Here is a 22,604-nt window from a genome sequence, read left to right as displayed (position 1 = left end):
TCCGCATTGCTGCGCCGCTTAGGGCTTAAAGAGTCGCAGTTACTCCGACCCAAACCGACGGCCCTTCACTGGGTAAGGTAGTCACCCATTTCTCGATCCACCTACCTTCACTACAACAATAGCTTACGGTGAGAATATCGGGCTTAGGCGGCTCACGGCGCCTTACCCACTGTTGCTGCCTTACGAAGGTTCACTTTCGTTTAGGTGATCGATTTGGCTCCAGCTTCTTTCAGATTCCGCATTGGCTCTGTATTGCCGTAATTCCCCCTTGGGTAGCAATACATCGTTTCTTTGGACACCCTTGCCTTCACCTACATCTTCCCTTCTCACAGGGTAATGGCTGGATTTACACCAGCTTGCTGACTACCATGCCAGTCACACGTTTTCTTCGCTTCGCTGCGATAACCCGCCCGGCGCTACGCCTATCGGGGACTAAAAATCTTCACTTCGCTTGCGCTCCGTTTCCACGATTTTCAGCGATTGTTTCAATTTTTAGCATAAAGCCAAATATAAAACTTGACTCGTGACGCGTCACGAACTATTATTTATCTATACTCTGAGATTGGCTTGGGGTTTTAATTAAAGAGGATGAATGTTAATTGCAATGGCCAAAACCTCAGCTCAACGAAAAGCAGCCCAGCGCCAGAGAGAGAAAAACTTTGGATTAACTGAAGTTAGGGGAATTATTGCCCCTTCATACATACACCAACAATTTAAAAAACAGGCAGAAAGTATTATGCAAAATTTACTTGAACAAGCATTTGATGTATCGAACTTAGTTTTCAATGATTCTTTTCGAGGCGTACTCGCTGCCCATATACATAATAATGATTTTATTATTCGCACTGAAACAGACGATGGCTTTATTTATGAGTCTGTTAGTGCCGAAAAAGAAGCTGTTTTTGCTAAAAATGGTAGTGAAAGAGTAAAAGAATTGCTTTATTTAACTGGTGAGCAACGCGGAAAAAATATATCCGAATCACAATACAGCATAAATTCTAAAAAACTTTTTGAGCTAATCAATGATTGTTGGAATTTTGTAGATGGATTTATTGACTACACACCGAATATTAGAATTTACTCAAAAAATAGAACTGATGAGCTCTATAACGGTATAGAAGAATTAGCGGTTTTATTTAATAGCAAAGTTTACGACTCTAAGCAATATCATCAATTTGTAGAAAAGTCGGAATTTTCAGAGTTTTTGAAAACCTTTTGACATCCTCTCCCTAGAGAAGAAGTTTTTCAAAGCGAGTGCCGGATTCAACCGTAAAGATTTTAGTCCGTCCTTGGCCTAAAATCGGTCTACACCGGCACGGCTTAATGTCTTCGACGCCCTGGCCGTCCACGTCGCTCGAAGGTAGGACTTCTTGCTCTCTTATGACTCTACGCGCTATCGGGAGGCCTTGCAGGTTTTCCATGAAAACCCGCCCGGCACCTGTGCGCTTCCAGGGACTATTTGGACGACACTCGCTATCGCGTAGTTTCCTGTCCAAACAGCGGTGGTGACTTGATAAAAAAAGCCCATTAATTTGTGCTTTTACTTCCATTTTGGCAATCGCTTTAAATTCATCAGTATTCGAGAGAAACCCATTCCTTCAGGTACCGGCTCGATCTTTGCATTGTGTATGACGTAGTGGGTTGATTACCGCTTTCCCTGGTCAACCTAAGCTTAAAAACGTTAATCCAAGCTCCGGATCTTTAGGTCAGTGTAGTTGACGACTCATCTTCTTTCACCATTCCGCCCTGGAAATTCTTTATTGTCTTCCATCATGGCCAGCGCCAAATTATTGAGTGCATTTAGTGTATGACCAGATCGACCACCCCCGATGCCAGGAACACAAAACTCAACAGAAACCATTTCTCCTGACTGAGTAACGATTACAACACAGATATCACCATCCTCCTGCCTAAATAGTCTTAGTAAGCCATCAGGACTCATATCTTCTTTTCGAGAAACAAACTCATTAATTGGCATTCTTGGAGCGTCTATTTTAGCTTGCTCCATCTTCGCATAAGCTTTGGCCATTTCGATAACGGTATAACCGGCTTCCGTGTCAGAAAACTTCAATCCCTCACTGACTAACATTTCAGCTGCATCGTCTATTAGATAGTGGTTAAAAAATTGACTCATTTGATTTCCCCCGAAATTGATCTATAAGTCCGATACAATCGATTGCATCTGATATTGTTGAGCAGCTAATCCAAAGAGGATGCTCATTAAAAACTCTGCTAAGGCTTGGTGAATCCCCAACACATTGATATCCTCGCCGCCCTAAAGGACGGTAACCGGGCGTGTCCCGCCCTTAACATATTGATCGCACCGACCAGATCGGCGTTTTCCTCGAAACCGCATTCCACGCACTCGAACCGCGCTTGGCTTATCCGCGCTATTCATCCTCGCCCTGAACGACGGGATTTTTCGAGCAATCCGATAAAAAATCATCATTTATAATTTCGGTTAAAACTTTTAATTTAACTATTAGAATTCAGTATATTTGCAATTTTTCTAAGTTTATTTTCTGCGTCACAAAGATTTCCCCTCTTATTCCATTTTTTAATAGCAAGATTAACCATATCTGTATATAGCATATTTTCCAAAGGTTCTATTACCGGGCCACCAGCCCCGCACGTAGAGCAATATACGCAAGCACTTGCGCCCCATTTTGAATCAGGTTCACTTAATGGCTTTGAAGCTAATAATTTTCCTGGGTTGCTACAAAAAGGACATGGCATTATCGCAGTCCAATCAATACTTATTTTCTTTACAGAATTCAGGCGGCTGGTCATTTATCAAAAAAAATTGGGAACAGAAAAACACAAATTGACTAATGTTCTAGCGCCTTTATAAGCTCAGCTTCTAGCTGTTTAATTCTATTGTCACGATCATCAATAAGATTTTGAATAATTATTTTTCCCTGCTCCTTGTCACCTTTCAAAATCGTATCGATTGTATCTATAGCAATTGGTAGAACATGCTCTGGCAAAGGAGTTTTCTCAGGTTTTGCAGCTTCTTTATCCCTTATTTGATCAATCTTATTCCAGACTCTAGCCAGTTCGGTTTCGCCGCACTTTGACATATCGAGTTCGTTTGCTATGCATAAGCCAGCAAGTGTAATCATAACACCCCCGCATTCTTGACTGGGTTCACCTACTGGCCTGTTGTAAACATAATCAACTAGCATGTGTGCTTCTCTCGACGTACATCCAGTCGATTGAACTAGCTCTAGGGATTCCTCAAGGAATCTGAAATTTCTTTGCGATTTATCACTGGTCTTTTCTTTACCGAAACAGGCTTTCAACCAGTCATACACTCGATTTTGAAAATTATTTCTTTGTGCCGTCTCACTAGCAATACAAATTATCTCTGAGATTGATGATTCTATTATATTTCGTGAGGTTATTTCTGCGCTTTCACCCCAAGTTCCTTTCTCTCGACCAAGAAGATCGGCACATTCATGAGTATATGGGGATGTCAGCACATCCTCACCTACAAAAATTTGAAGAGCTTCAATTAACTTTGTATTTTGATCTACAATTTTTTTGAATTCTTCAGCTAAATCAAAATTATATTGATTATCTTCCTGGGAATAACTAAAAAATCTGTTTTTTAAACTTTCTTCGTAATAACAGTTGCTATCAATGAAATAGCCATAATTGTTGCGGTCAATTTTTTCCCATATTTTTTTTAAAGCTTCTTCTAACTGATTCGCTTGCAATAATCTGTTTAGAATTAAATTTTCCATAAAATAATAATCTCTAAAAAATATTAATCGGAACCTGTGTGCCTTTTTGTATATCGATATAGCACCCTTGGTGATTTGTGCCGCCATGTCGCAATAACGACCATACAATCTGCATAACCGCATTAGCAATACTTCGGTTAATAGGCAGGTCTTGATTCGATAACGCCTCTTCCATAGAGCATGAGGGCTGATCGTTATCAATCATTCCGTCAAGTTCAGGGTGGAAATCAAACACTGTTGGCATATGCGTTGGTTCTTGTCCTTTGACAACACCAAATATCACTTGACCTGTATGAGAACCATTCCCAGTGTCAATCCAGTATTTATGATTGTAGGTTGAATTTTCTCTTAATTTTTTAGCGAAATCAGCTCGAAATTGTGCCTTATCGACACAAGTTACATAAAGGTCTGCATCATTGCTATAGTTAGGTTTTTCGTGTGGATCAAATTTAACTGGTTTAGCTTCCCATCCAAACCCATATAGAATATTAATTCTACCGACTGTAGTGATTGCTTTGTTATGACCTATATCCGCAGGGTAAAAAGCTTGTCGTCCGACATTGGGTCTTTCAACAAGGTCATCATCAAAGGCAATTACATGAATTCCGTTATGACCAAGCTCTTTAATTGCATAATTGATTCGTGCCAAGCAACCAAGAACTTCTGAACCTGTGCCGCCGACACCAATAACCTTAATAGTTAAGTTTTTATTTATCCAGTTCGATGGAGTACAAAATTTGAATGACTTTAATGCTTCCATTTTAAAATTCTCGCTATTGACTTTAGTACATTAAAACATACAAACTTGAAATGGTCAAACGTTTTATGTGTAATAACGCGCTTTTTCTAAAGACAATAATCAGTTTTGATTACAACCTGATTTTATGTGGTTTTATACGAACTCCAAGTATTGTTATTTGACATCCTCTTTCCAATTGTTGCTGAATTTCTGCTTGCGGCTCATGGCTCGTTGAGCGGAGCGAAATATGATTTCTACAAATTATACAGTTCTCTTAATGCAGAAATTACCACCTCGCTTTTAACACGTTCTTTTTTCAATAGATTCGCAACATCCTCTGGGAATCGTACAGCGATTCGTGAAGACTTATCTAATCCATAATCACGATCCTTCTTGGATTTCGAAACAGGCTCAACATTCTCAACAGATACATTATCCACAGATTCAGTTTCTACACCGGAATACCTTCGAGAATAATAATCCCTTACCGCTTTAACAACGGTGCCGCTCTTATTTTCCTCTTGATCCAGAAATACGGCGACATCCGATGGCACGCGGAAAGCAGTTCGGAGAGCTTTAAATTCATCCGATTTTTTGCCGCTGCCAGGCCTGGCACCTCCCCATCCTGCACGGGGTTTTCTCTCTACTTCAGTATCTTCTTTATTTATCACGTTTTACAGTCCTTCTATTCAAAAAATGTAATTGCAATCTATTTCTGCCGGTGCCGAATTCCGGCCGTAAATATTTTTGTTTATCCATGTCTAAAAATCGATCTACGCCTGCAGGATTAATGTCACCGGCGCACGCCGGACTTCTTGTTCTTTTATAAGGGACGCTACCGGATCATTCGATAAAATTTGTGTTATCGAGAACTATGAAAGGTTGCTCGATAGGCTGACAGATTTCGATTAACATCCAGTCTAAAATTTCTTTTTCGATTTCACAATCTGATACGTTTCGGCGGGCATATAAAAATTCAATACGGTCGCCAAGTTTTTTAGGTATTGGGGTTTCAGTAACCTTGTCATAGTTGATCAAATGTGCGATTCGATCATCATCTATTGAAACTATTCCACCTATATGTCGCAGTTCTTCTTTTGCGGCTTTCCAGAGCTCCATATTATCTCGACCAATTGCACTTCTGAGTAAGAAATTTGACTTACCTTCTGTGTATATGTACCTATTTATGGATCTATTTATAGCTTCTGGTATTAGCCACCAATTACCATTCCGGCGAGGCCAATACCATTGAGCGCTTTTGTTGATCTGGTTTGTCTGTCTATATCCTGCACATCCCATCATTTGTCCAATATAAAGCCTTAATGGAATTGTTATATCTGAATGATCTTCAATGCTTAGCTTTTGTATTTTTGGTTGTTTGCCCTGTCTAAAGCTATTGTAGTATATCGATTCAATTGTCATTTTTCCTCAGGTTTTTACTACTTTGTTCTCAACTAAACTGCAGGTGCAATATATATTTAAATACATAACTAAGCCAAAAACAACTTACCCTATTTCCTCGGAGTGAATTTGATATTCGTTTCACTATCCAATTCACCGATTTTAAAGTTGACTTAACATTGCTTTTTGACATTCACCCCTCCGTCGCTGTTTGGACAGGAAACTACGCGATAGCGAGTGTCGTCCAAATAGTCCCTGGAAGCGCACAGGTGCCGGGCGGGTTTTCATGGAAAACCTGCAAGGCCTCCCGATAGCGCGTAGAGTCATAAGAGAGCAAGAAGTCCTACCTTCGAGCGACGTGGACGGCCAGGGCGTCGAAGACATTAAGCCGTGCCGGTGTAGACCGATTTTAGGCCAAGGACGGACTAAAATCTTTACGGTTGAATCCGGCACTCGCTTTAAACGAATAGGATTCCCATTTTGCCTTAAGGCGATGGCTTGTTTCCTGTTGCAGACGCTTCTTGTTCAGTTATGATGGCACGGCCTCTCGCTAGTACTTTAACGGCGCCGACAATATCTGCTGATGTTTCGGATTTAGTCGGTATTTATAGACTTGACGGCGAATGAGGGTGTCCATGAGAAAATTAAATCATATGTTCTGAAAAAATACACTTTGCTTTTTCGGCTATTGCCCGGCCACTTTTATCTTCTATTTTTCTAGGCTACTTGATAAAACATGCCTGATTTATTAAATATTCAGGGACTAATTTCGCTTGATTGATGTTCGAAAATGCGATTTTGATAACTTTTTCACCTTTTCGAATCAAAATATGTTCTTCTTTATCCAAACTCTGAATCTGCCCGGTTACCTTTTTAATTCTGCCTTGAGAATTGATTAGTTTGACTTGAATTGTGCTTCCAATGTACTTTCTGAATTGAGTAAATTTGAAAAAAGGACGGTCATCACCGAGAGAAGTGATTTCAAGAGAGTAGTCATTTTCTTCAATAGGGCTATCCACAGAAAGAGATCTACATACATGGTAAGCTACTTTTTTACAATCTTGAGCAGTAACCCCGTCCTTTTTGTCGATAAACACCACGAGACGAGTCTTATTTCTTTTGATAAATTGAATTCCTGGGCACTCATAACCAAGTTGCTCAATAATTGGTTCTATTGTATCTACAATGAATGATGGCGCTATGTTCATGGTAAAGATTCTTAAAATTAAATTAGTTCATTTAATTAAATCATTGTTACTTGAAAAAGTCAAACGATTTAGAAATTAGGGTTTATGTTTTCGAAAGCGATTTAGAGCAAGCCCTGATATGAAAAACATTTGTAGGAAAATAATAAATCCAAGGAGGGATAAGATGATAAAAAAGTTTGCATCTATTTTAAAAATATGTAATATGTATAATAGAAACCGTTCCCCAAGTTTTGGGGATCAACCGCTTCTGTTAGTATTAGAATTACCGAGCAAACAAAGTTCCCCACCGTAGTGGGGATTAACTCTTTATCACCAACCTTTGGAGAAACATCATGAATTTTTTAGATTTTATTAAAAACACACAAGAAAATAACAATTTGATTCAAATATCTGAAGAGGATATGAATTTTATTGCATATATACGTCAAAATAAAAGAGAGCTGGGCGAACTGATTGGCAGTGATGCTGCTCGCACATTGTTTGAGTCTACTCAATCTCATATCGACAGAGTTATGTCGATAATCAAACGCGCGCAACCAGGTATTGATTATGTGAGATCACAAGAATCTTTGGCTGCGATGGAAAAAAAATTTTCAGAAATGAAACAAAATTCGTTTTTTGGCACCGATAAAATTACAAAGTTTGTAAAAAAAGGGAAACAGGATTTTGCATGTGATGGCTATCATGCATACGACATTTCACCAGTGATTATTTACAATGCAAATGACGATGTTGTTATGCTCAAATACCCATGCTATTTGTGGGATGAGGTTAATCAATGTAAATACATACCAGCCGCATGGCCTGACGAGGGTTCGTCTGGTGGGTTAGGTGCTATAACGTATATAGATAATGGAAAAGGCTGGAAGCCTATGGCTAGTTTTTCTAAATTTAGATTTATTTACACGCATGAACTTGAATTAAGCGCGGCTCAAATTACTGAAAACATAATAACTGAAATTGAACGTGGAGAAACGCCGTTGACCGGCCTTGGTAGTCGTCAAAAATGAACCAACACTATAAAAAACTTCGCGGCCTATTAGCCCGGCTTACTGATGAGCAGGCTTTGGATGACATGATATTCGCGGCAATGGCGCGGGCTAAAACGCCCGTTTCAAAATCAAAATTACAAGGCTGGAGAGTTTCAGCGGATCACAAAAATTATCGTCATATGAGTAGCGAGGATTTGTTTGATGTGCTGAACGCCGTTACCCTATTTTACAGTGAGCCTGATAAATGAAAGTTATAGACGCCGCTAACCATAACACTAGCCCAATCTACGCCAAAACGCTCATCATTCGCACAGGAAAAAATCAACAAGAGTTAGCCGAACTATTAAACCTGACACGCGTAACTATTGGCAAATACTGGAAAGGGACCAACGAAATCCCCTATCCCGTGCAGGTATGTTTAGAAATTCTAGCCGATCAAAATACCGACGAAAACGGCAGGCAAATAATCACGCTGACCAATGGCAAAAACATTAAAACCTAATTTCTAATCTACACCCCAAAACCCCGCCCTCAGCGGGGGACTAACTATCCTCAAATCGCCGATATCACTCACCTGATGAAAGGTGTTTTACGCTATCACCAGGTAATTACTATCCGGGGAATCAGTTAAATTTACCCAGCTATGTAATCCATCCATTTTTGATTTTTTTTTAATTTGTGATCTATATCTATAGACAATTGATCCCTTTCTTTTTCTTCAAGAATACTAATATAGTTTTCTTGACTTGAGAGTTCGCTAATCAGGCGTTCCTTAATAGATCGACTAACTTTTCTTGACTTAATGACTTTTATTTGTCTTGTAACAAACATATTGAATTCTTCATTGGTCATTCTTTTGATTTCGCTTGAGACAGTAATTTTGTAATATCTTTCCATTTTTTATGCTCGTTACGTTAGCCGCTTATACAGCGTTAAACCGTCAGCTTTCAACCTGCGCGCCAATGCATTCTTTATTAGCCGCTTATACAGCGTTAATCGTAATACACTTGAAAGTGTGTGCTTTGACTTATTTATTAGCCGCTTATACAGCGTTAAACTCAATCAAGCGAGTCGCTATTTTTGCGAAAGCTTGTTTAGGGGCATCCCAGCCCCAACAAGCGGCAAAAACTACGCGACCATTTAATGCCTCCGGCGGCCCCGATTCGCCCTCGTCGCCTGCTCTTGCGCCTAAACGGCTTAAGAGCTAGGCTCCAAATGGCTTGACGGCGTTTCGCGATGCCTTGCAGATCGGGTCAGAGGAGGCCGAAGCCTCCGTCTGCCCACAGAACCGTGCGTACGGGTCCGTACACGGCTCCTCATGCAAGATAGACCCACTGAGAAACATCAAACCAGTGCGCCTCCTTCTGGTCGGATCGTATGGCTTGGCCTTTATGCTTAAACCAGTCGTTGGGATAGGCTCTCGAAACCGCTACCGTCTTACTAAGCGCCCATCTTTTCCGGTTGGAATAGACGGTTCTGGCCGCTAAATTCCTTGATACCCCTCTTTTAACCAGCGTCCGATAAAGATTCTTCTTCCTCTTCTGCTGATCAACCAACCTAGCCCTCAGTCGCCGCCGGATATGCGCTTCTATCTTGTGCAATTGCGCAGGATAGTTGCTTAGACTGAAATAATTCGACCAGCCAATGTACCATTGGTTTATTGTCTTGAGGGCGGTTTCTATATCCATATGGGTGCCGCGCGGCGTAAGGGCTTTGACTTTATCCATCGCGTTTTGCAGGGCTTTACGGGCGATGGCTATCGTTCCATTCACCACCGTAAAGCCCAAAAACTTTACCCCTTCTGATCTCGCCACTTGGCTTTTCTCCCGGTTCACCTTGAGCTTGAGTTTACCTTCTATGAATTGGCTGACTGTTTCCATGACCCGTTCCGCCGCTTTCTGCGATTTAACGAATATGTTGCAATCATCCGCAAACCTACAAAATTCCAGTCCGCGCTTTTCCAATTCCTTATCCAGTTCATCCAGTACAATATTACTGAGCAGCGGACTTAACGGCCCACCCTGCATCGTACCTTCTTCGCTTCGCATAACCACACCGTCAATCATCACGCCACTTCGCAGCATCAGACCTACCAGGCGCAGTACGCGTTTATCAATGAGCCGTTGCCCCATTCGTGCTATTAGCCTGTCATGATGGATTCGATCAAAGAACTTCGATAAATCTATATCCACCACATACGGCTTGCCACTGTTGACTATGTTTTGCGCCGCCTGCACCGCATCATGTGGGCTTCGTCCAGGACGAAATCCATAACTATGCGGCGAAAAATACGGATCAAACAACGGTTCCAACAGCAGTTTTACCGCAGTTTGCACCACACGATCACGTACCGTTGGTATACCCAGCAGTCTACCCCCCTGACCTCCCGGCTTTGGAATTTCCACTCTGCGTACAGGCGATGGTTTGTAAGTCCAGTTCAGCAACTCCTGCTGCAACTGCCTTAGCTCTTCTTCCAGTCGGAATTCAAAGTCTTGAATGCTCACGCCGTCTATGCCGGGTTTGCCTTTGTTTTCCTTTACTTGCTCAAACCCTATCCGCAGATAGGATGCGTAACAGAGGTCTTCGAAGAGTCTTTCTTCCTCAATTAGTTGGCTCATGTCGTTCATTTCACGCGTATTTGCAGAGGGTTTTCAGCAATCTTGCACGTTGGATTCGTTCACCGTTTACGTGGTGAATAGTCCATCGCTCCTATTTGGCTGATCTCGACCCTCCAGTCTCTAATTAACGGCCATGACCGCTTACATGTTCCACCCTTCATCTCCAACATCCTGTCACTGGTTCAATGTTTTACCCTCTGGCATGTCACCATGTCATCATCGGCACCAAACTTTACGACTACTACGGCTTCGTCTGCAAACCCTCGGCTCATCACGTCCGCATTGCTGCGCCGCTTAGGGCTTAAAGAGTCGCAGTTACTCCGACCCAAACCGACGGCCCTTCACTGGGTAAGGTAGTCACCCATTTCTCGATCCACCTACCTTCACTACAACAATAGCTTACGGTGAGAATATCGGGCTTAGGCGGCTCACGGCGCCTTACCCACTGTTGCTGCCTTACGAAGGTTCACTTTCGTTTAGGTGATCGATTTGGCTCCAGCTTCTTTCAGATTCCGCATTGGCTCTGTATTGCCGTAATTCCCCCTTGGGTAGCAATACATCGTTTCTTTGGACACCCTTGCCTTCACCTACATCTTCCCTTCTCACAGGGTAATGGCTGGATTTACACCAGCTTGCTGACTACCATGCCAGTCACACGTTTTCTTCGCTTCGCTGCGATAACCCGCCCGGCGCTACGCCTATCGGGGACTAAAAATCTTCACTTCGCTTGCGCTCCGTTTCCACGATTTTCAGCGGATGCCCCGTTTAATACCTAAACTTACTTTATTAGCCGCTTATACAGCGTTAAACGTCATGTATCTATGGTTATTGGTACAGCTGTATTTTATTAGCCGCTTATACAGCGTTAAACTGGTTCATTTAGATTAAAAATAAAATAATAACAGTAACTTGCCATTGAATTTAATATTTTACCATTAAAAATACAAGGCGAGCTATGCCTTTGATTTAAGTTAAGTATTCCGTAATCCAATAATTAATGGTTAAAAAATAGGTAGGCTATTCAAGGCACCTTTCCTACTTAACCCATAACTACTGAAGCCTGTGTCATGAGTATTGATAGCATTAGTTTCTTCGTAACCAACTTCTAGACGAAATTTTGTACCATTACTACTGCTTTTTAGCCACTGAAATGGATTATTGTATTTCGGCTCAGGAGTACTTGATAGAATTTTCAATGCTTCTTCATAACTGATGTTTTTCCGCTTTGCCTTGCGTCTAGCGAGTGCCGGTAGACTTAGTGTGTCTTTCTTCCGAATTCTAAAAAACGAACCAAATCGATTAATTTCACCTGGTACCGCACGAATGCCCGTAGCATGAACATAATCACTTAATGATTCAAGCCGTTTTTGAGCATTAAACGTTTCTATGACAGACTTGGGGCCTATCAGTCGTACTTTGTTACCAATACGTCGTTTTTCAGCGCTATATTCAGGAAAAGTTAAACCAATAGGACTGTTTTGATATTCATCAAGTTGCTCAACGAGCCCAATATGAATCGCCTGGTATAGCCTTCCCATAATGAAGTGCGGACTGGTATCAGCATCAGGTAAAATTGTAATATCCTGATAGTAACGTTCCATGATTAATCCTTTTTACCAAATACGCCGCCACGAACTAAAATAGACGCGACATAATGTTCTTCAGTAGTTGTTAATTTTTCGCCCAAAGAAAATTTATCAAATAGCGTGTAGAAATCAACTTTGTCGCTAGGCGCTCTGAATGCCTTACCTAGACAAGCGAGTCGCTATTTTTGCGAAAGCTTGTTTAGGGGCATCCCAGCCCCAACAAGCGGCAAAAACTACGCGACCATTTAATGCCTCCGGCGGCCCCGATTCGCCCTCGTCGCCTGCTCTTGCGCCTAAACGGCTTAAGAGCTAGGCTCCAAATGGCTTGACGGCGTTTCGCGATGCCTTGCAGGTTTTCTTCGCTTCGCTGCGATAACCCGCCCGGCGCTACGCCTATCGGGGACTAAAAATCTTCACTTCGCTTGCGCTCCGTTTCCACGATTTTCAGCGGTTGTTACAGAACCGTAAATTTCTGCGGCAATAGGTCCAATATTTGCTTCAGCGTATTCAGGATACCAAGTATCAATAGTTCGAAGGGCGTTACCGATTTTTTGTGAATGTAACCCAGCAACACCTTCAATTTGGTAAAGTATTTTGCTTTTTTTAGATTTAGAATTACCTTTATCAAGCACGAGCTCTTCACTCGGAAAAACATCTTGCCCCGCCCCAAGCAATGAATAAGCGTCAATCTCTAACAAAAGAAAGTCTGTTTTACCAGATAATGCAGAGGCTATTTCAGATGCTAGATCCAAAACATCTGGGTTTTTGGTATTAAAGTCGCGGACACCAATTGTTTTTGCGTCAAATGTCCAAGTTTTTTCACGTTCAGCAAACTTTGTTCTTACAACAACTTCGATGATTGATGCGCCAACTCGATTTCTCCACAGGAACCGGGCATTTGCAATATTAGTTGCGTAACGTTTTCCTAGCTCAACGAAACCGTCTTTTTCAATATACGCTTTTACAGCATCACCATAAATGCGTCTAAATTCATCACTATTGCATGAGCTTGGATTTTCTACACCACTTAAAAACTTGACGGTAAAGTTTACGTTTAAAGTATCTTGATTTGAACCCAACGCACAGTCATCTACAGTCTGTAGATTTGCCTTTTCAACTTCTGTGTTCAATTTTGCAGGATCGCCAGCAGATGCCTTTTTTAAACGATTAGAAATTGTTCCTCGAACAGATTTTTCAAGCAGGTGTAACGGTGTAAATTTGTTTATACGTTCATCCCACGTTGTACCACTAAGTACGCCTGCCGACGGTTGTATTTTTCGTTCAAAAGCTAAAACGGAAGGAACAGTAATCGTGTCATTCTTTTTGGCCATAAGGCACCCCTAGTGTTGTTGAATTAAGTAAAGGTTTTTGTGGGGATAAAAATGACTATGCCAAAGCATGTCATCAAGATTTGTTATCCGGAAAGGCATAACGAACTCACCAAGAGTTACTATACTTTCCGCGAAGCGGTGAGGCGTGTTTGAGTCCCGTTGATTTTCTGCGTAACCAATGTCTGTAATACCAAGAAATCCAGTTGCGATAGGAATTATCCAGCCAAAAGTCTTTCGTTTAGCTTCCCACTCTACATTTCCCCCTTCTTTCAGCGTGCTTCTATTCTCTATTTTAAGATGATCAAGTAGAGCATCAATTCCATCACGCCCTGCCACCATGGATTCCTGCATAAGATCCCTGCGTTCAATCAGACAATAACCTGGCATTAATTGTCGATTTAGTTTACGAAGAGATTTTTCGCTATCAACTACAATTATCTCAGGATTACCGTGAGAAATTATGTCGCCCCCAGCAAAACGTAGGCCAGAATAAATATATGAGCGTAGATTCTTGGTAAAACGATCCAACTCTTCTGCATCTTCTGGTAAACCTTCGCATTCGATTACTAACGAAACCGACAGATTGCATCTTCCGTCTTCAATGAAGGATGGACGGCTTCCGTCCTTTTTTAATGGACTACCTTTGCCAACGATAGATGAGACAAAGTCGCCCTGGTTTTTGTACGTACCCAATTCGAATTGATGGCAAGTGACCCCAAAGCTTTTAAAAGTCACATGGCTGCCTGTTTTTTCATTTATGCGTCGTTGTAATGCATGTACACCACCTGCCCAACCTGTCATTGCCGGGAAGCCAATGGTATATGGGCTGGATATTGCATTAGCATCTTGAATAGATATTCGAGGAATCACTAAAACAGTTCTCATAGAAGACCCTCTTTGTTTTTTTCTACAATCATTTTGATGTAATCAACTTCTTCATTCTGTAGTTGAACAGGTTTTTCGTTAAACTGACTGACAATTGAGTCATATGATAAGACTATCCATTTAGCTAGCTCGTCCACAATTTCTTTTAGCCACAATTCATCACTGTTCCGTGATTCCATATAAAAGTCGTCCAAAAGTATTCGATGATGTAAAGGTAAATCGGTATTTTCCGTCCAGCCGGATTCTAGCGTCCTTATTTGCCATACGCGGACAAAAACTGAATCAATAATATGTGTCAGAATACGATCTCTTGCTAGCCGAATACTTTTATCGTTTTGAGTAGAAACGAGCACTTCATGAAAATGGCTAAAACTTGATTCGTAGCGTTTTAGAAATAGACTTTCGGTAAAAAAATTGTATTTTGGACTTCGAACAGATCGATTTTCAATCTGAGGAGGTAAGCTTGGTAGTAAATATGCTTTACCATTATTTTGCGCATTAAGTTCGCTAATGTTTTGCGGATTGGCTCCGCCATATCCGATTACAGTTAAATCATAAAGATCATCAAACCCGAGTGGGTTGTGAATTTTATTCCGACGATCTTCGCGGGCTTGCTTTGCTTCTTCAGAAAAACGAATAACATTAATTCGTTCCTTTAACTTAAAAATGATACCAGATGGAATCAATAATGAAAGCAGGTGGTAACCGGACTCAACAGGAAAATAAACCTGCTTGATTTTATCAGACGTTTTAAGCGCTTCAGGTGCTTTTTGTATAACAAGCAATCCTTCCCGTATCTCATCGAATGGCATGTTTTCAATGCTTAATTGTTCCCTGATGTAATCAGTATTTTGATCAAGATGATTCTGAACTGAACGACCATCAAATAGAGATAAAGACAAAAACTTACTAACGTCTAGTGAGGCCGAGCTTCCGAAGACATCAATATCTGACTCCACATTGCCGCTTCGTAAAAAACCATCAGCTTGCGATTCTGCTCGTGCGATTACAGCGCTAATTTTTGCTGATGGATGAACAAACTTTCCAGGGTGCGTAGATATCTCAAGAGCAGCACCTCTTCGAACAGCATCAGGAAGCCAGTTGTTCAACAAGAACATCTGATCGGCTGTTTCTTGGATTTCTATATGCTCAGATTCTGGTGCATTCTTTTGATCTTTAATTACTTTTTGACCTTTTCTAGAATCCAAAAAGTCTTGAATTGCATTATCTATCGACATGCGTATCTCCTTTGTTTAAATCTTGATGCATAATATTGATCATTTAGGGTAAAACCTGTTTTGATGACATAAAAATAGGAGGTTTTTCGTGTTATAACGTCAATTCCCCGTTAAACTCAGAGTGAGCTGCATTTCTTAGGGAATAAAGCAAGCTCTTTAATGGAGCTGTGTATACGCCAGATGTCGAAGCTGCATTAATCTCACATAGAAAAACATCCCCATTTTTTGTTTCAACAACATCTGCCGTATAAGCAATATCCGGTTGCCACACATTATTTGCTACAGCTTGAGCAATTGATTTCATTTTGTCGGTTGCCGGCATCCATTCAATAACAGCTTCGTTCCAAGAATAATAAGAATGACAAACGACCCGCCTATTAACAATCCAGAATCTGCATTCGAATTTTTTCAATACCTTACCGGGAGCCAAAAAACACATCACTTCTGGATAGAGATTTATTGGAGCAAGTGTTTCCTCAATTTCATTAAAAAAATCCTTATTTGAAACTGTAAAACCGGCAAATGACTTATGACCTTTATCAGGCTTAATAAATACCTCGCCATCGGAAGAAGAAATTGAACTTACAACAGATCTAGATAGATTTTTAAGCATTCCATACGGTACCCATATTCCGTCCCAATTAAGAATCGGTACGTTTTGTATTAGGCTTGGCATCCATCTCGAAACCGCGTAATCCTTTTCATTAAAATACAGCCATGGCGTATTCCCTGCAAAACATCCAGAAATTCTGCGAGCATCTTGAATCGTTGTTAGAGCCAGCGCTGGCTGACCACTAATGTCAGTTATTGAGGACTCAAAGAGAGCGCTATCGGATACGATCTGTACCTGATCACCGAATTCAACAAGTATCTGTCTAGCTTCGTCGATACGATTTTTAAAGATTGCTTTATGCAGTCGCCAGAACATGACACACTTCTTTTTCTTGTTTTTTAGTATTCGATTGTAATTGTTCGTAAGCTTCTTTCCAAGCCGCATCAGTGGGTTCACTGATCACACCTAATAGACTAAAGATTTCTAGCTGAAAGTCACGGGCACCACGGCACAAATGACTTTCTTTTTTCCCATGCATCCTTGGATGGTGGCAAATTTGTGAAGCTTTAGTTAAGCAACGACTTCTAACCATGTTTGCAATCTCAGGCGATTGGTCTTTGATGTTTTCATGCTTATTGAATGGACAAGTCTGACACATGCATTTCATTACTAGCCAGTTTTGTATGTTTATAGGTTTAGCCATGTTATTTTTTACAAGACTATAAGATCATGATTTTTTTCGATAAGATCGTCATTTTCATCTATCGTAAAAGGTGACGCATCAAGCAATGCCTCTAAATTTTCAATTCGTTTTTCAAATTTTTGACGATCATTATCGTTATCGCATTGCTCATAGAAATGGCAGCAATTTTCTAACTCAAGCCCGATTCCCTTAATCTCATCAATGGTTGTTGGTATTTGTAAGGTACCGTTGGATACCATGAAGTAATTAGCAGAGGAATTTGGCCCTTGGGTTTCCCAAGCTTCTTTGGCTGCCGGTTGGGGTCTTGGCATGTAAGTCAATTTCCCTGGCAACATGGGACTTATTCATCACTATTCTCCAGTAAAACTGCTTTATGAAACTCCGCTGGATCTTCTGTGAAAGCTGCCACTGCATCCGTCCAGGCTTCGCCCTCTTTACATGATTGGGATTCGAGCATTCTTTTGTCTCGCTCACGGTATTCATCTATTATATTTTCGGCATCTTTTAGGCTGCAAAGTGCGCTAAAGAGCTGATGTCTCAAGCAGCAGGCTTTTACGTAGTGCGGTGTTCCATCTAGACACTCAGGGTCTAAAATAGAGTCATCCTCCTGCATGCTCTTGCGTATTTGGTTGACTTCTACTTCTGTTATAGCCATGTTATTTCCTCATAAAATCGATAATTAGGTGAACAAGGTCAGCGAACTGACCTTGTTCGGTTTGGCTGTTCTTATACGTAGTTGCTACCAGGCAAAGCCAACAGGCTTTCAAACACCTGATCTTTCAGCTTTGCACCTTGGCCAAACCACGCAGCATCAAGCGAGTCGCTATTTTTGCGAAAGCTTGTTTAGGGGCATCCCAGCCCCAACAAGCGGCAAAAACTACGCGACCATTTAATGCCTCCGGCGGCCCCGATTCGCCCTCGTCGCCTGCTCTTGCGCCTAAACGGCTTAAGAGCTAGGCTCCAAATGGCTTGACGGCGTTTCGCGATGCTTGCAGGTTTTCTTCGCTTCGCTGCGATAACCCGCCCGGCGCTACGCCTATCGGGGACTAAAAATCTTCACTTCGCTTGCGCTCCGTTTCCACGATTTTCAGCGCCAGCCGGGCATCGTCTGTACGGGTCGGTTTGTCATGGTCAACGTATTGGGTGAAATCATTGAGCAATCCCCACGCAGTACCTTTAGTAGTCATTGTTTTTCGGTTTTATACAAACATTGATTTTATTAAAACATAAAAACTTGAAACAGTCAAACGTATATTTAATTGGTAACGCTAAGATCTATTTTTTACATACGCACAATAGCGACCTTTATCTTGTTAGGGGTATCACGTTTTTTCGCTATCACACTATTAATCCACGAATTTCGAAAATCCATAACATTAAAAGTAGTGCCGAAAAATAGCCTAGTTCGAGATAGCTTGCAAAAATACCAAATTTTTGAAGTTGTCCAATAAATGTTATAATTAAAGTAATAATTTTCTCAGTAAGTATTGCTTTAGGAGGTTGTATGATTCATCCAGTACAGGGCGCAATTATAGGAACATTGCTAATTGGAGCTGTTAATTACCAAGATGTTTCAAATTACATATTTCAGCCAGACCATAGTATTCCAGATACTTTAGTTCACACAGGAACAAATTCTGAAGGTGCAATGGAGGCAGCTGCCGAAAACTTCGATAATTTTGCTATACAAACCCCAGGCGTACTTTATAAACGAGCAAAGGCTGTTATGAAATATGGTTCAAAGGCTATTTTTGAACCGGCAGTCGAAAATGTAGCGGCCGAAAAAAACATGATCAGTTCCCTAACTAAAGGATTAAAAAATGTTGCGACTGCAATAGAGGTTGATGCTTACGTGGCAAACACAGACAGAGCTTCAACATTCCATCGCTAACAGGATAAGTATCAATCCGTTATCCATCGAAAAATACATATTAGGTAGTGCCCGCTTATGAATCATTTTTGCAGGCACTCAATTTTTCAAATCCCAACTAAAACTTCTTCACACTGATTTAATAATTAGGAGATTTTCTAGTTTGGATTTGAAGTAATCCACTCTTTAATTCGAACCATTGCATTGGGTTTCTTTAGGTTAAAGACCGGGATACGGAATCTGTCTGCGAGATCAATGGCCTGTCCTGTTCCGCCGGTTAATCGTATTCGTTCGATTGATCTTTCGACGCCATCTGGTGTCCACGCAATTACATAGTCACAAGGGCTTCGCATGTCCGCACCAAATTCTGAATAGTTAAGATTTAATTTAACGATAGAATGTAATAACTGGCATTGGAGAAAAGACTTATTCTTTTATCAAAGCCCATAAACGACTACCAATGACTAGTAACCATGCTCCACCAATAACAGAAACAGCAACACCTAAAAGATAAAACTCATAATGAGATGCGACTGAACCTGATTGAAAAAAGTCATTCAAAGTTTTGGCCGTTTTAGAATCCAATAGAATTGAAGCAATGGTTTTCTGTTCGTACCTAGCTGGCAGCGCAAGAATTGCCGAACCGATTACGAATAAAAACGTAGCCAAGGCTAAAGAGATTCCGTCGATGATGGTAATTTTTATCATATTATTTTGCGACAATCACCACCATTTATAGTGGCTAGGGATAGCGTCCAGTATCGCATTTCCTGTTTTAAGTTTGCTATCAATGGTTATTTACAGTAGATTTGAAAGTTTTAAATTATCCACGTTACTTCAATGATGACAAAGAGTGAAAGGTGCCATAAAAAAGACTAATTCAGTTTTTTTACGAATACGCAAGCACTTGCGCCCCATTTTGAATCAGGTTCACTTAGGATCTGGTAAAAAATAACTTCCCATAATTTGGATGAGAAAGCTGTAGCAAAATGTTGGATAATAAGCAAAATATAGTGTTTATAAATGAAAGCGAATGACAGGTTACGAAAAAAACATTGAGATCAAAATGCAGCGTCTGTTTGCAACGCTATCCGAAAAAGACCGGCGACGTTATGCAGGGATTGAGGCGGCAAAGCTGGGGCACGGTGGCATTGATTATGTTTCGGGGTTATTCGAAATGGACCCCAAGACTGTCCGAAGAGGCTTAACAGAACTGGAGTCCCCTGAAGATCCCGCGCCAAGCCGGGTCAGAAAAAAAAGGTGCGGGCCGTAAAGTCTCAATTGAGCGTAAGCCGATGTTAGAGGAAAATTTCCTAAAACTGCTGTCGGAGTTTACGGCGGGCGATCCTATGCGTGATGGTGTGTTATGGACCAATTTATCACGCAGTGAAATTAGTCGCCGTCTCGCTGAAATGGGTACATCGGCGAGTCGACATACGGTTCGCAAGTTATTAAAGAAACATGGTTTAGGGCAACGTAAAACGCGTAAGAAGAAACCGTTAGGTTCTCATCCTGACCGGGATGCACAGTTTCAGAACATCGCCAAACTCAAGGTGGAGTATATGGACAAAGGTGAGCCTGTGATCAGCATTGATACCAAAAAGAAGGAACTCATCGGCAATTTCAGTCGAGAAGGCCGCACCTATACACAAGCACCCGTGGACACACTGGATCATGATTTTCCCAGTGCTGGTGAAGGTAAATTGATTCCGCATGGCATCTATGACTTGGCGCGAAACCAAGGGCATATGAACCTGAATACCAGCCATGACACCAGTGAATTTTGTTGTGATAGTATTGCACATTGGTGGAGACACTATGGTTGCCGACACTATCCCAATGCCCGCCGCTTGCTACTGCTTTGTGATGGCGGCGGCAGCAACGCTGCCAATCGGCATGTCTTCAAGGAAGCTTTGCAGGCACTTGCAAACTCACTTGGACTGGAAATTCGTGTGGCACACTATCCGCCGTATTGCTCAAAGCACAACCCGATTGAACATCGTTTGTTTTCGCATATTACGCGTGCCTGCTTGGGTGTGGTCTTTCATTCGGTCGCCATCGCCAAACAATTCATGGAGAAGGCTAAAACCTGTACGGGCTTAAAAGTAACCGTGGATATTTTGACAGAGGTTTATGCTACAGGGAAAAAGTGCGCCGATAGTTTCCTTAACAATATGAAGATTATCTTTGATGACTATCTTCCTCGCTGGAACTATCGAGCTGCACCACAAACAAGTTAATTTCGGGAAGTTATTTATTACCGTATCCTTAATGGCTTTGAAGCTAATAATTTTCCTGGGTTGCTACAAAAAGGACATGGCATTATCGCAGTCCAATCAATGCTTATTTTCTTTACAGAATTCAGGCGGCTGGTCATTTATCAAAAAAATTGGGAACAGAAAAACACAAATTGACTAATGTTCTAGCGCCTTTATAAGCTCAGCTTCTAGTTGTTTAATTCTATTGTCACGATCATCAATAAGATTTTGAATAATTATTTTTCCCTGCTCCTTGTCACCTTTCAAAATCGTATCGATTGTATCTATAGCAATTGGTAGAACATGCTCAGGCAAAGGAGTTTTCTCAGGTTTTGCAGCTTCTTTATCTCTTATTTGATCAAGTAGCCACGAAAATCTCTTCTCTTCAGGTAGAGGATGATGCTGTCAAAAAATCAAGGAATCGCAAGCACATTACTTATACTTTTAATACCACCTACTTTTGTTTCCAAGCCAAGCAAATTATTGCATTTTTGTCCTAATTTTTCCTGCGCGAGAAATACTTTGGCTGCGACTTGGCTGTTATTGGTATTCAAACCAAATCCACAATTTTCGTGGAACCAAAATGCGACACCTAAGTAAAAAAATCGGTCCACGTCATCAAGAACCTTATAACCATTAACAATGTCTTTAATTTCTGATTTGGATTCAATATCCTCAGAGTTACTCTATTGTGCCAGTGAATAGATTGAACTTGGTTTTAATGGCAAAATATTCTGAAAAGAACTAAAGAAACCTAAGCCAGAAACAATACATCTGTGATCAAAGAAACCGGTGTTCGAAAATTCAATAAGGGATGCGCTTATAAGTTTTTCAGATACATTATTTAGGGTTTCAATCGATACTTTTTTATTTAAACTAAAAGAGACCGCAAAACAAAAAGAATCTCCACCTTGTATCTTTTTATAGTCTATATTAGACATTATTAAATACTGATAAAATATTCGTATTCTGTCATTTTCAATAAAATTGAAGACATTAAATAGTTCAGTATCGTTGCCATTTTTTAATTGATCAAGTATCCATTGATAAATTTAGAAAGACAATAAGTTGGACTTTTCGTTTGATGTTTTATTTTCACTGAAAATAAAACATTCAGTAACCATTTTCGCTATATTATTGCGGTTTTTTCAAAGCTTTTTTCCATGAATAATCCAATTAAATTTTATTTATAGGCGATTTATTTAGAATAGTCCAGAACGTTTTTCCATTAAATTCGGTTTCTCTGATATACCACCACTGTGTTTGTATATAATTTTTAGACCAAAATTCGCGACTAGGTTGTGTCAATAGAATAGTAGTTTCAACTGGATTTAATAGTAAGTCGTTTGAATGCCACGGTGTAGAATAAGTATTATTGCAAATAGAAATAAATCTAATTGTGTCAACAAATAAAACTATAGTAACTGTTGAAAGTACAATAATTAAATAGAATTTATATAACTTTTTATGGTTAAT

General features: G+C 40.6%; 29 protein-coding genes and 2 pseudogenes. 7 read left to right on the top strand and 24 right to left on the bottom strand.

Annotated elements, in window-relative coordinates; genetic code table 11:
• The first annotated feature begins 592 nt into the window (after positions 1-592).
• Positions 593-1,219 carry a hypothetical protein gene (locus ABH008_RS23255; RefSeq protein WP_347990036.1) on the top strand — a complete coding sequence of 209 codons (627 nt, stop codon included), beginning with the start codon at positions 593-595 and terminating at the stop codon, positions 1,217-1,219.
• A 504-nt stretch (positions 1,220-1,723) separates the two neighbouring features.
• Here the strand turns inward: ABH008_RS23255 and ABH008_RS23250 are convergent.
• The 8 genes from ABH008_RS23250 to rimP all read right to left on the bottom strand — a co-directional run bounded on the left by ABH008_RS23250 (position 1,724) and on the right by rimP (position 7,094).
• Positions 1,724-2,134: a hypothetical protein gene (locus tag ABH008_RS23250; protein WP_347990035.1), complete on the bottom strand. Its 411-nt coding sequence runs from the start codon at positions 2,132-2,134 to the stop codon at positions 1,724-1,726.
• A 98-nt stretch (positions 2,135-2,232) separates the two neighbouring features.
• On the bottom strand, positions 2,233-2,385 hold the full coding sequence (locus ABH008_RS23245) for a zinc ribbon domain-containing protein (RefSeq protein WP_347990317.1): 153 nt from the start codon (positions 2,383-2,385) through the stop codon (positions 2,233-2,235).
• A gap of 90 nt (positions 2,386-2,475) precedes the next feature.
• Complete coding sequence (locus tag ABH008_RS23240) at positions 2,476-2,790, bottom strand: Lar family restriction alleviation protein (RefSeq protein ID WP_347990034.1); 315 nt, start codon at positions 2,788-2,790, stop codon at positions 2,476-2,478.
• Between the two features lie 38 nt (positions 2,791-2,828).
• Positions 2,829-3,746: a hypothetical protein gene (locus ABH008_RS23235; RefSeq protein ID WP_347990033.1), complete on the bottom strand. Its 918-nt coding sequence runs from the start codon at positions 3,744-3,746 to the stop codon at positions 2,829-2,831.
• Positions 3,747-3,759: 13 nt separating this feature from the next.
• Entirely contained in the window at positions 3,760-4,506 is a 747-nt protein-coding gene (locus ABH008_RS23230) for a PRTRC system ThiF family protein (RefSeq protein ID WP_347990032.1), read from the bottom strand.
• 233 nt (positions 4,507-4,739) lie between these two features.
• Positions 4,740-5,156 carry a hypothetical protein gene (locus ABH008_RS23225; protein WP_347990031.1) on the bottom strand — a complete coding sequence of 139 codons (417 nt, stop codon included), beginning with the start codon at positions 5,154-5,156 and terminating at the stop codon, positions 4,740-4,742.
• Between the two features lie 172 nt (positions 5,157-5,328).
• Positions 5,329-5,907 carry a hypothetical protein gene (locus tag ABH008_RS23220; RefSeq protein ID WP_347990030.1) on the bottom strand — a complete coding sequence of 193 codons (579 nt, stop codon included), beginning with the start codon at positions 5,905-5,907 and terminating at the stop codon, positions 5,329-5,331.
• A 701-nt stretch (positions 5,908-6,608) separates the two neighbouring features.
• Complete coding sequence (gene rimP / locus ABH008_RS23215; protein WP_347990029.1) at positions 6,609-7,094, bottom strand: ribosome maturation factor RimP; 486 nt, start codon at positions 7,092-7,094, stop codon at positions 6,609-6,611.
• Between the two features lie 332 nt (positions 7,095-7,426).
• Here rimP and ABH008_RS23210 point away from each other — a divergent pair, with 332 nt between their 5' ends.
• Genes ABH008_RS23210 through ABH008_RS23200 form a run of 3 tightly spaced genes read left to right on the top strand, consistent with a single transcriptional unit; the run spans position 7,427 to position 8,588 of the window.
• A complete protein-coding gene (locus tag ABH008_RS23210; RefSeq protein WP_347990028.1) occupies positions 7,427-8,104 on the top strand; it encodes a hypothetical protein in 678 nt (225 codons plus the stop codon).
• Complete coding sequence (locus ABH008_RS23205) at positions 8,101-8,334, top strand: hypothetical protein (RefSeq protein ID WP_347990027.1); 234 nt, start codon at positions 8,101-8,103, stop codon at positions 8,332-8,334. The genes ABH008_RS23210 and ABH008_RS23205 overlap by 4 nt, the downstream gene beginning before the upstream one ends.
• Entirely contained in the window at positions 8,331-8,588 is a 258-nt protein-coding gene (locus ABH008_RS23200) for a hypothetical protein (protein ID WP_347990026.1), read from the top strand. Before ABH008_RS23205 ends, ABH008_RS23200 begins: the two co-directional genes overlap by 4 nt.
• Before the next feature lie 131 nt (positions 8,589-8,719).
• On the opposite strand, the gene ABH008_RS23195 is transcribed toward ABH008_RS23200, so the two are convergent.
• The 12 genes and pseudogenes from ABH008_RS23195 to ABH008_RS23140 form a co-directional block, all read right to left on the bottom strand.
• A complete protein-coding gene (locus ABH008_RS23195; protein ID WP_347990025.1) occupies positions 8,720-8,983 on the bottom strand; it encodes a hypothetical protein in 264 nt (87 codons plus the stop codon).
• 419 nt (positions 8,984-9,402) lie between these two features.
• Positions 9,403-10,704: a group II intron reverse transcriptase/maturase gene (ltrA, locus tag ABH008_RS23190; RefSeq protein ID WP_347990024.1), complete on the bottom strand. Its 1,302-nt coding sequence runs from the start codon at positions 10,702-10,704 to the stop codon at positions 9,403-9,405.
• 1,001 nt (positions 10,705-11,705) lie between these two features.
• On the bottom strand, positions 11,706-12,305 hold the full coding sequence (gene cas6f / locus ABH008_RS23185; protein WP_347990023.1) for a type I-F CRISPR-associated endoribonuclease Cas6/Csy4: 600 nt from the start codon (positions 12,303-12,305) through the stop codon (positions 11,706-11,708).
• A 2-nt stretch (positions 12,306-12,307) separates the two neighbouring features.
• A pseudogene (locus ABH008_RS23180) lies at positions 12,308-12,457 on the bottom strand (type I-F CRISPR-associated protein Cas7f/Csy3); the annotation flags it as partial.
• Between the two features lie 285 nt (positions 12,458-12,742).
• Positions 12,743-13,621: pseudogene (csy3, locus tag ABH008_RS23175) on the bottom strand (type I-F CRISPR-associated protein Csy3); the annotation flags it as partial.
• 9 nt (positions 13,622-13,630) lie between these two features.
• A complete protein-coding gene (gene csy2, locus ABH008_RS23170; protein ID WP_347990022.1) occupies positions 13,631-14,506 on the bottom strand; it encodes a type I-F CRISPR-associated protein Csy2 in 876 nt (291 codons plus the stop codon).
• Positions 14,503-15,744, bottom strand: coding sequence for a type I-F CRISPR-associated protein Csy1 (gene csy1, locus ABH008_RS23165; RefSeq protein WP_347990314.1), 1,242 nt, complete (start codon positions 15,742-15,744; stop codon positions 14,503-14,505). The genes csy2 and csy1 overlap by 4 nt, the downstream gene beginning before the upstream one ends.
• A 91-nt stretch (positions 15,745-15,835) precedes the next feature.
• On the bottom strand, positions 15,836-16,672 hold the full coding sequence (locus ABH008_RS23160; protein WP_347990313.1) for an ATP-grasp domain-containing protein: 837 nt from the start codon (positions 16,670-16,672) through the stop codon (positions 15,836-15,838).
• Entirely contained in the window at positions 16,653-17,000 is a 348-nt protein-coding gene (locus ABH008_RS23155; protein WP_347990312.1) for a hypothetical protein, read from the bottom strand. Before ABH008_RS23155 ends, ABH008_RS23160 begins: the two co-directional genes overlap by 20 nt.
• Positions 17,001-17,008: 8 nt before the next feature.
• Positions 17,009-17,311, bottom strand: coding sequence for a hypothetical protein (locus ABH008_RS23150; protein ID WP_347990311.1), 303 nt, complete (start codon positions 17,309-17,311; stop codon positions 17,009-17,011).
• Between the two features lie 29 nt (positions 17,312-17,340).
• On the bottom strand, positions 17,341-17,655 hold the full coding sequence (locus ABH008_RS23145; protein WP_347990310.1) for a hypothetical protein: 315 nt from the start codon (positions 17,653-17,655) through the stop codon (positions 17,341-17,343).
• A 391-nt stretch (positions 17,656-18,046) separates the two neighbouring features.
• Positions 18,047-18,187 carry a DUF932 domain-containing protein gene (locus ABH008_RS23140; protein WP_347990309.1) on the bottom strand — a complete coding sequence of 47 codons (141 nt, stop codon included), beginning with the start codon at positions 18,185-18,187 and terminating at the stop codon, positions 18,047-18,049.
• Between the two features lie 317 nt (positions 18,188-18,504).
• On the opposite strand from ABH008_RS23140, the gene ABH008_RS23135 reads away from it, so the two are divergent.
• Positions 18,505-18,891, top strand: coding sequence for a hypothetical protein (locus ABH008_RS23135; protein ID WP_347990308.1), 387 nt, complete (start codon positions 18,505-18,507; stop codon positions 18,889-18,891).
• A gap of 405 nt (positions 18,892-19,296) precedes the next feature.
• Here the strand turns inward: ABH008_RS23135 and ABH008_RS23130 are convergent, their stop codons facing one another.
• Positions 19,297-19,578 carry a hypothetical protein gene (locus tag ABH008_RS23130; RefSeq protein ID WP_347990307.1) on the bottom strand — a complete coding sequence of 94 codons (282 nt, stop codon included), beginning with the start codon at positions 19,576-19,578 and terminating at the stop codon, positions 19,297-19,299.
• A 325-nt stretch (positions 19,579-19,903) separates the two neighbouring features.
• Between ABH008_RS23130 and ABH008_RS23125 the strand changes: the two genes are divergently transcribed.
• Both ABH008_RS23125 and ABH008_RS23120 read left to right on the top strand, forming a co-directional pair.
• Positions 19,904-20,143, top strand: a complete 240-nt coding sequence (locus ABH008_RS23125; RefSeq protein ID WP_347990149.1) for a hypothetical protein — start codon at positions 19,904-19,906, stop codon at positions 20,141-20,143.
• 22 nt (positions 20,144-20,165) lie between these two features.
• The gene (locus tag ABH008_RS23120; RefSeq protein ID WP_347990150.1) at positions 20,166-21,110 is read left to right on the top strand and encodes an ISAzo13 family transposase; all 945 of its coding nucleotides are present in this window, start codon (positions 20,166-20,168) and stop codon (positions 21,108-21,110) included.
• Positions 21,111-21,284: 174 nt separating this feature from the next.
• On the opposite strand, the gene ABH008_RS23115 is transcribed toward ABH008_RS23120, so the two are convergent.
• The 3 genes from ABH008_RS23115 to ABH008_RS23105 form a co-directional block, all read right to left on the bottom strand.
• Entirely contained in the window at positions 21,285-21,443 is a 159-nt protein-coding gene (locus ABH008_RS23115) for a hypothetical protein (RefSeq protein ID WP_347990306.1), read from the bottom strand.
• A 98-nt stretch (positions 21,444-21,541) separates the two neighbouring features.
• Complete coding sequence (locus tag ABH008_RS23110; RefSeq protein WP_347990305.1) at positions 21,542-21,682, bottom strand: hypothetical protein; 141 nt, start codon at positions 21,680-21,682, stop codon at positions 21,542-21,544.
• Between the two features lie 132 nt (positions 21,683-21,814).
• Entirely contained in the window at positions 21,815-22,069 is a 255-nt protein-coding gene (locus ABH008_RS23105; protein WP_347990304.1) for a hypothetical protein, read from the bottom strand.
• Positions 22,070-22,604 lie beyond the last annotated feature (535 nt).

The sequence above is a fragment of the Methylomonas sp. AM2-LC genome (assembly GCF_039904985.1).
GTDB lineage: Bacteria > Pseudomonadota > Gammaproteobacteria > Methylococcales > Methylomonadaceae > Methylomonas.
Note: the sequence above shows the minus strand (reverse complement) of the source record. Positions and strands in the feature narration are given on the sequence as shown.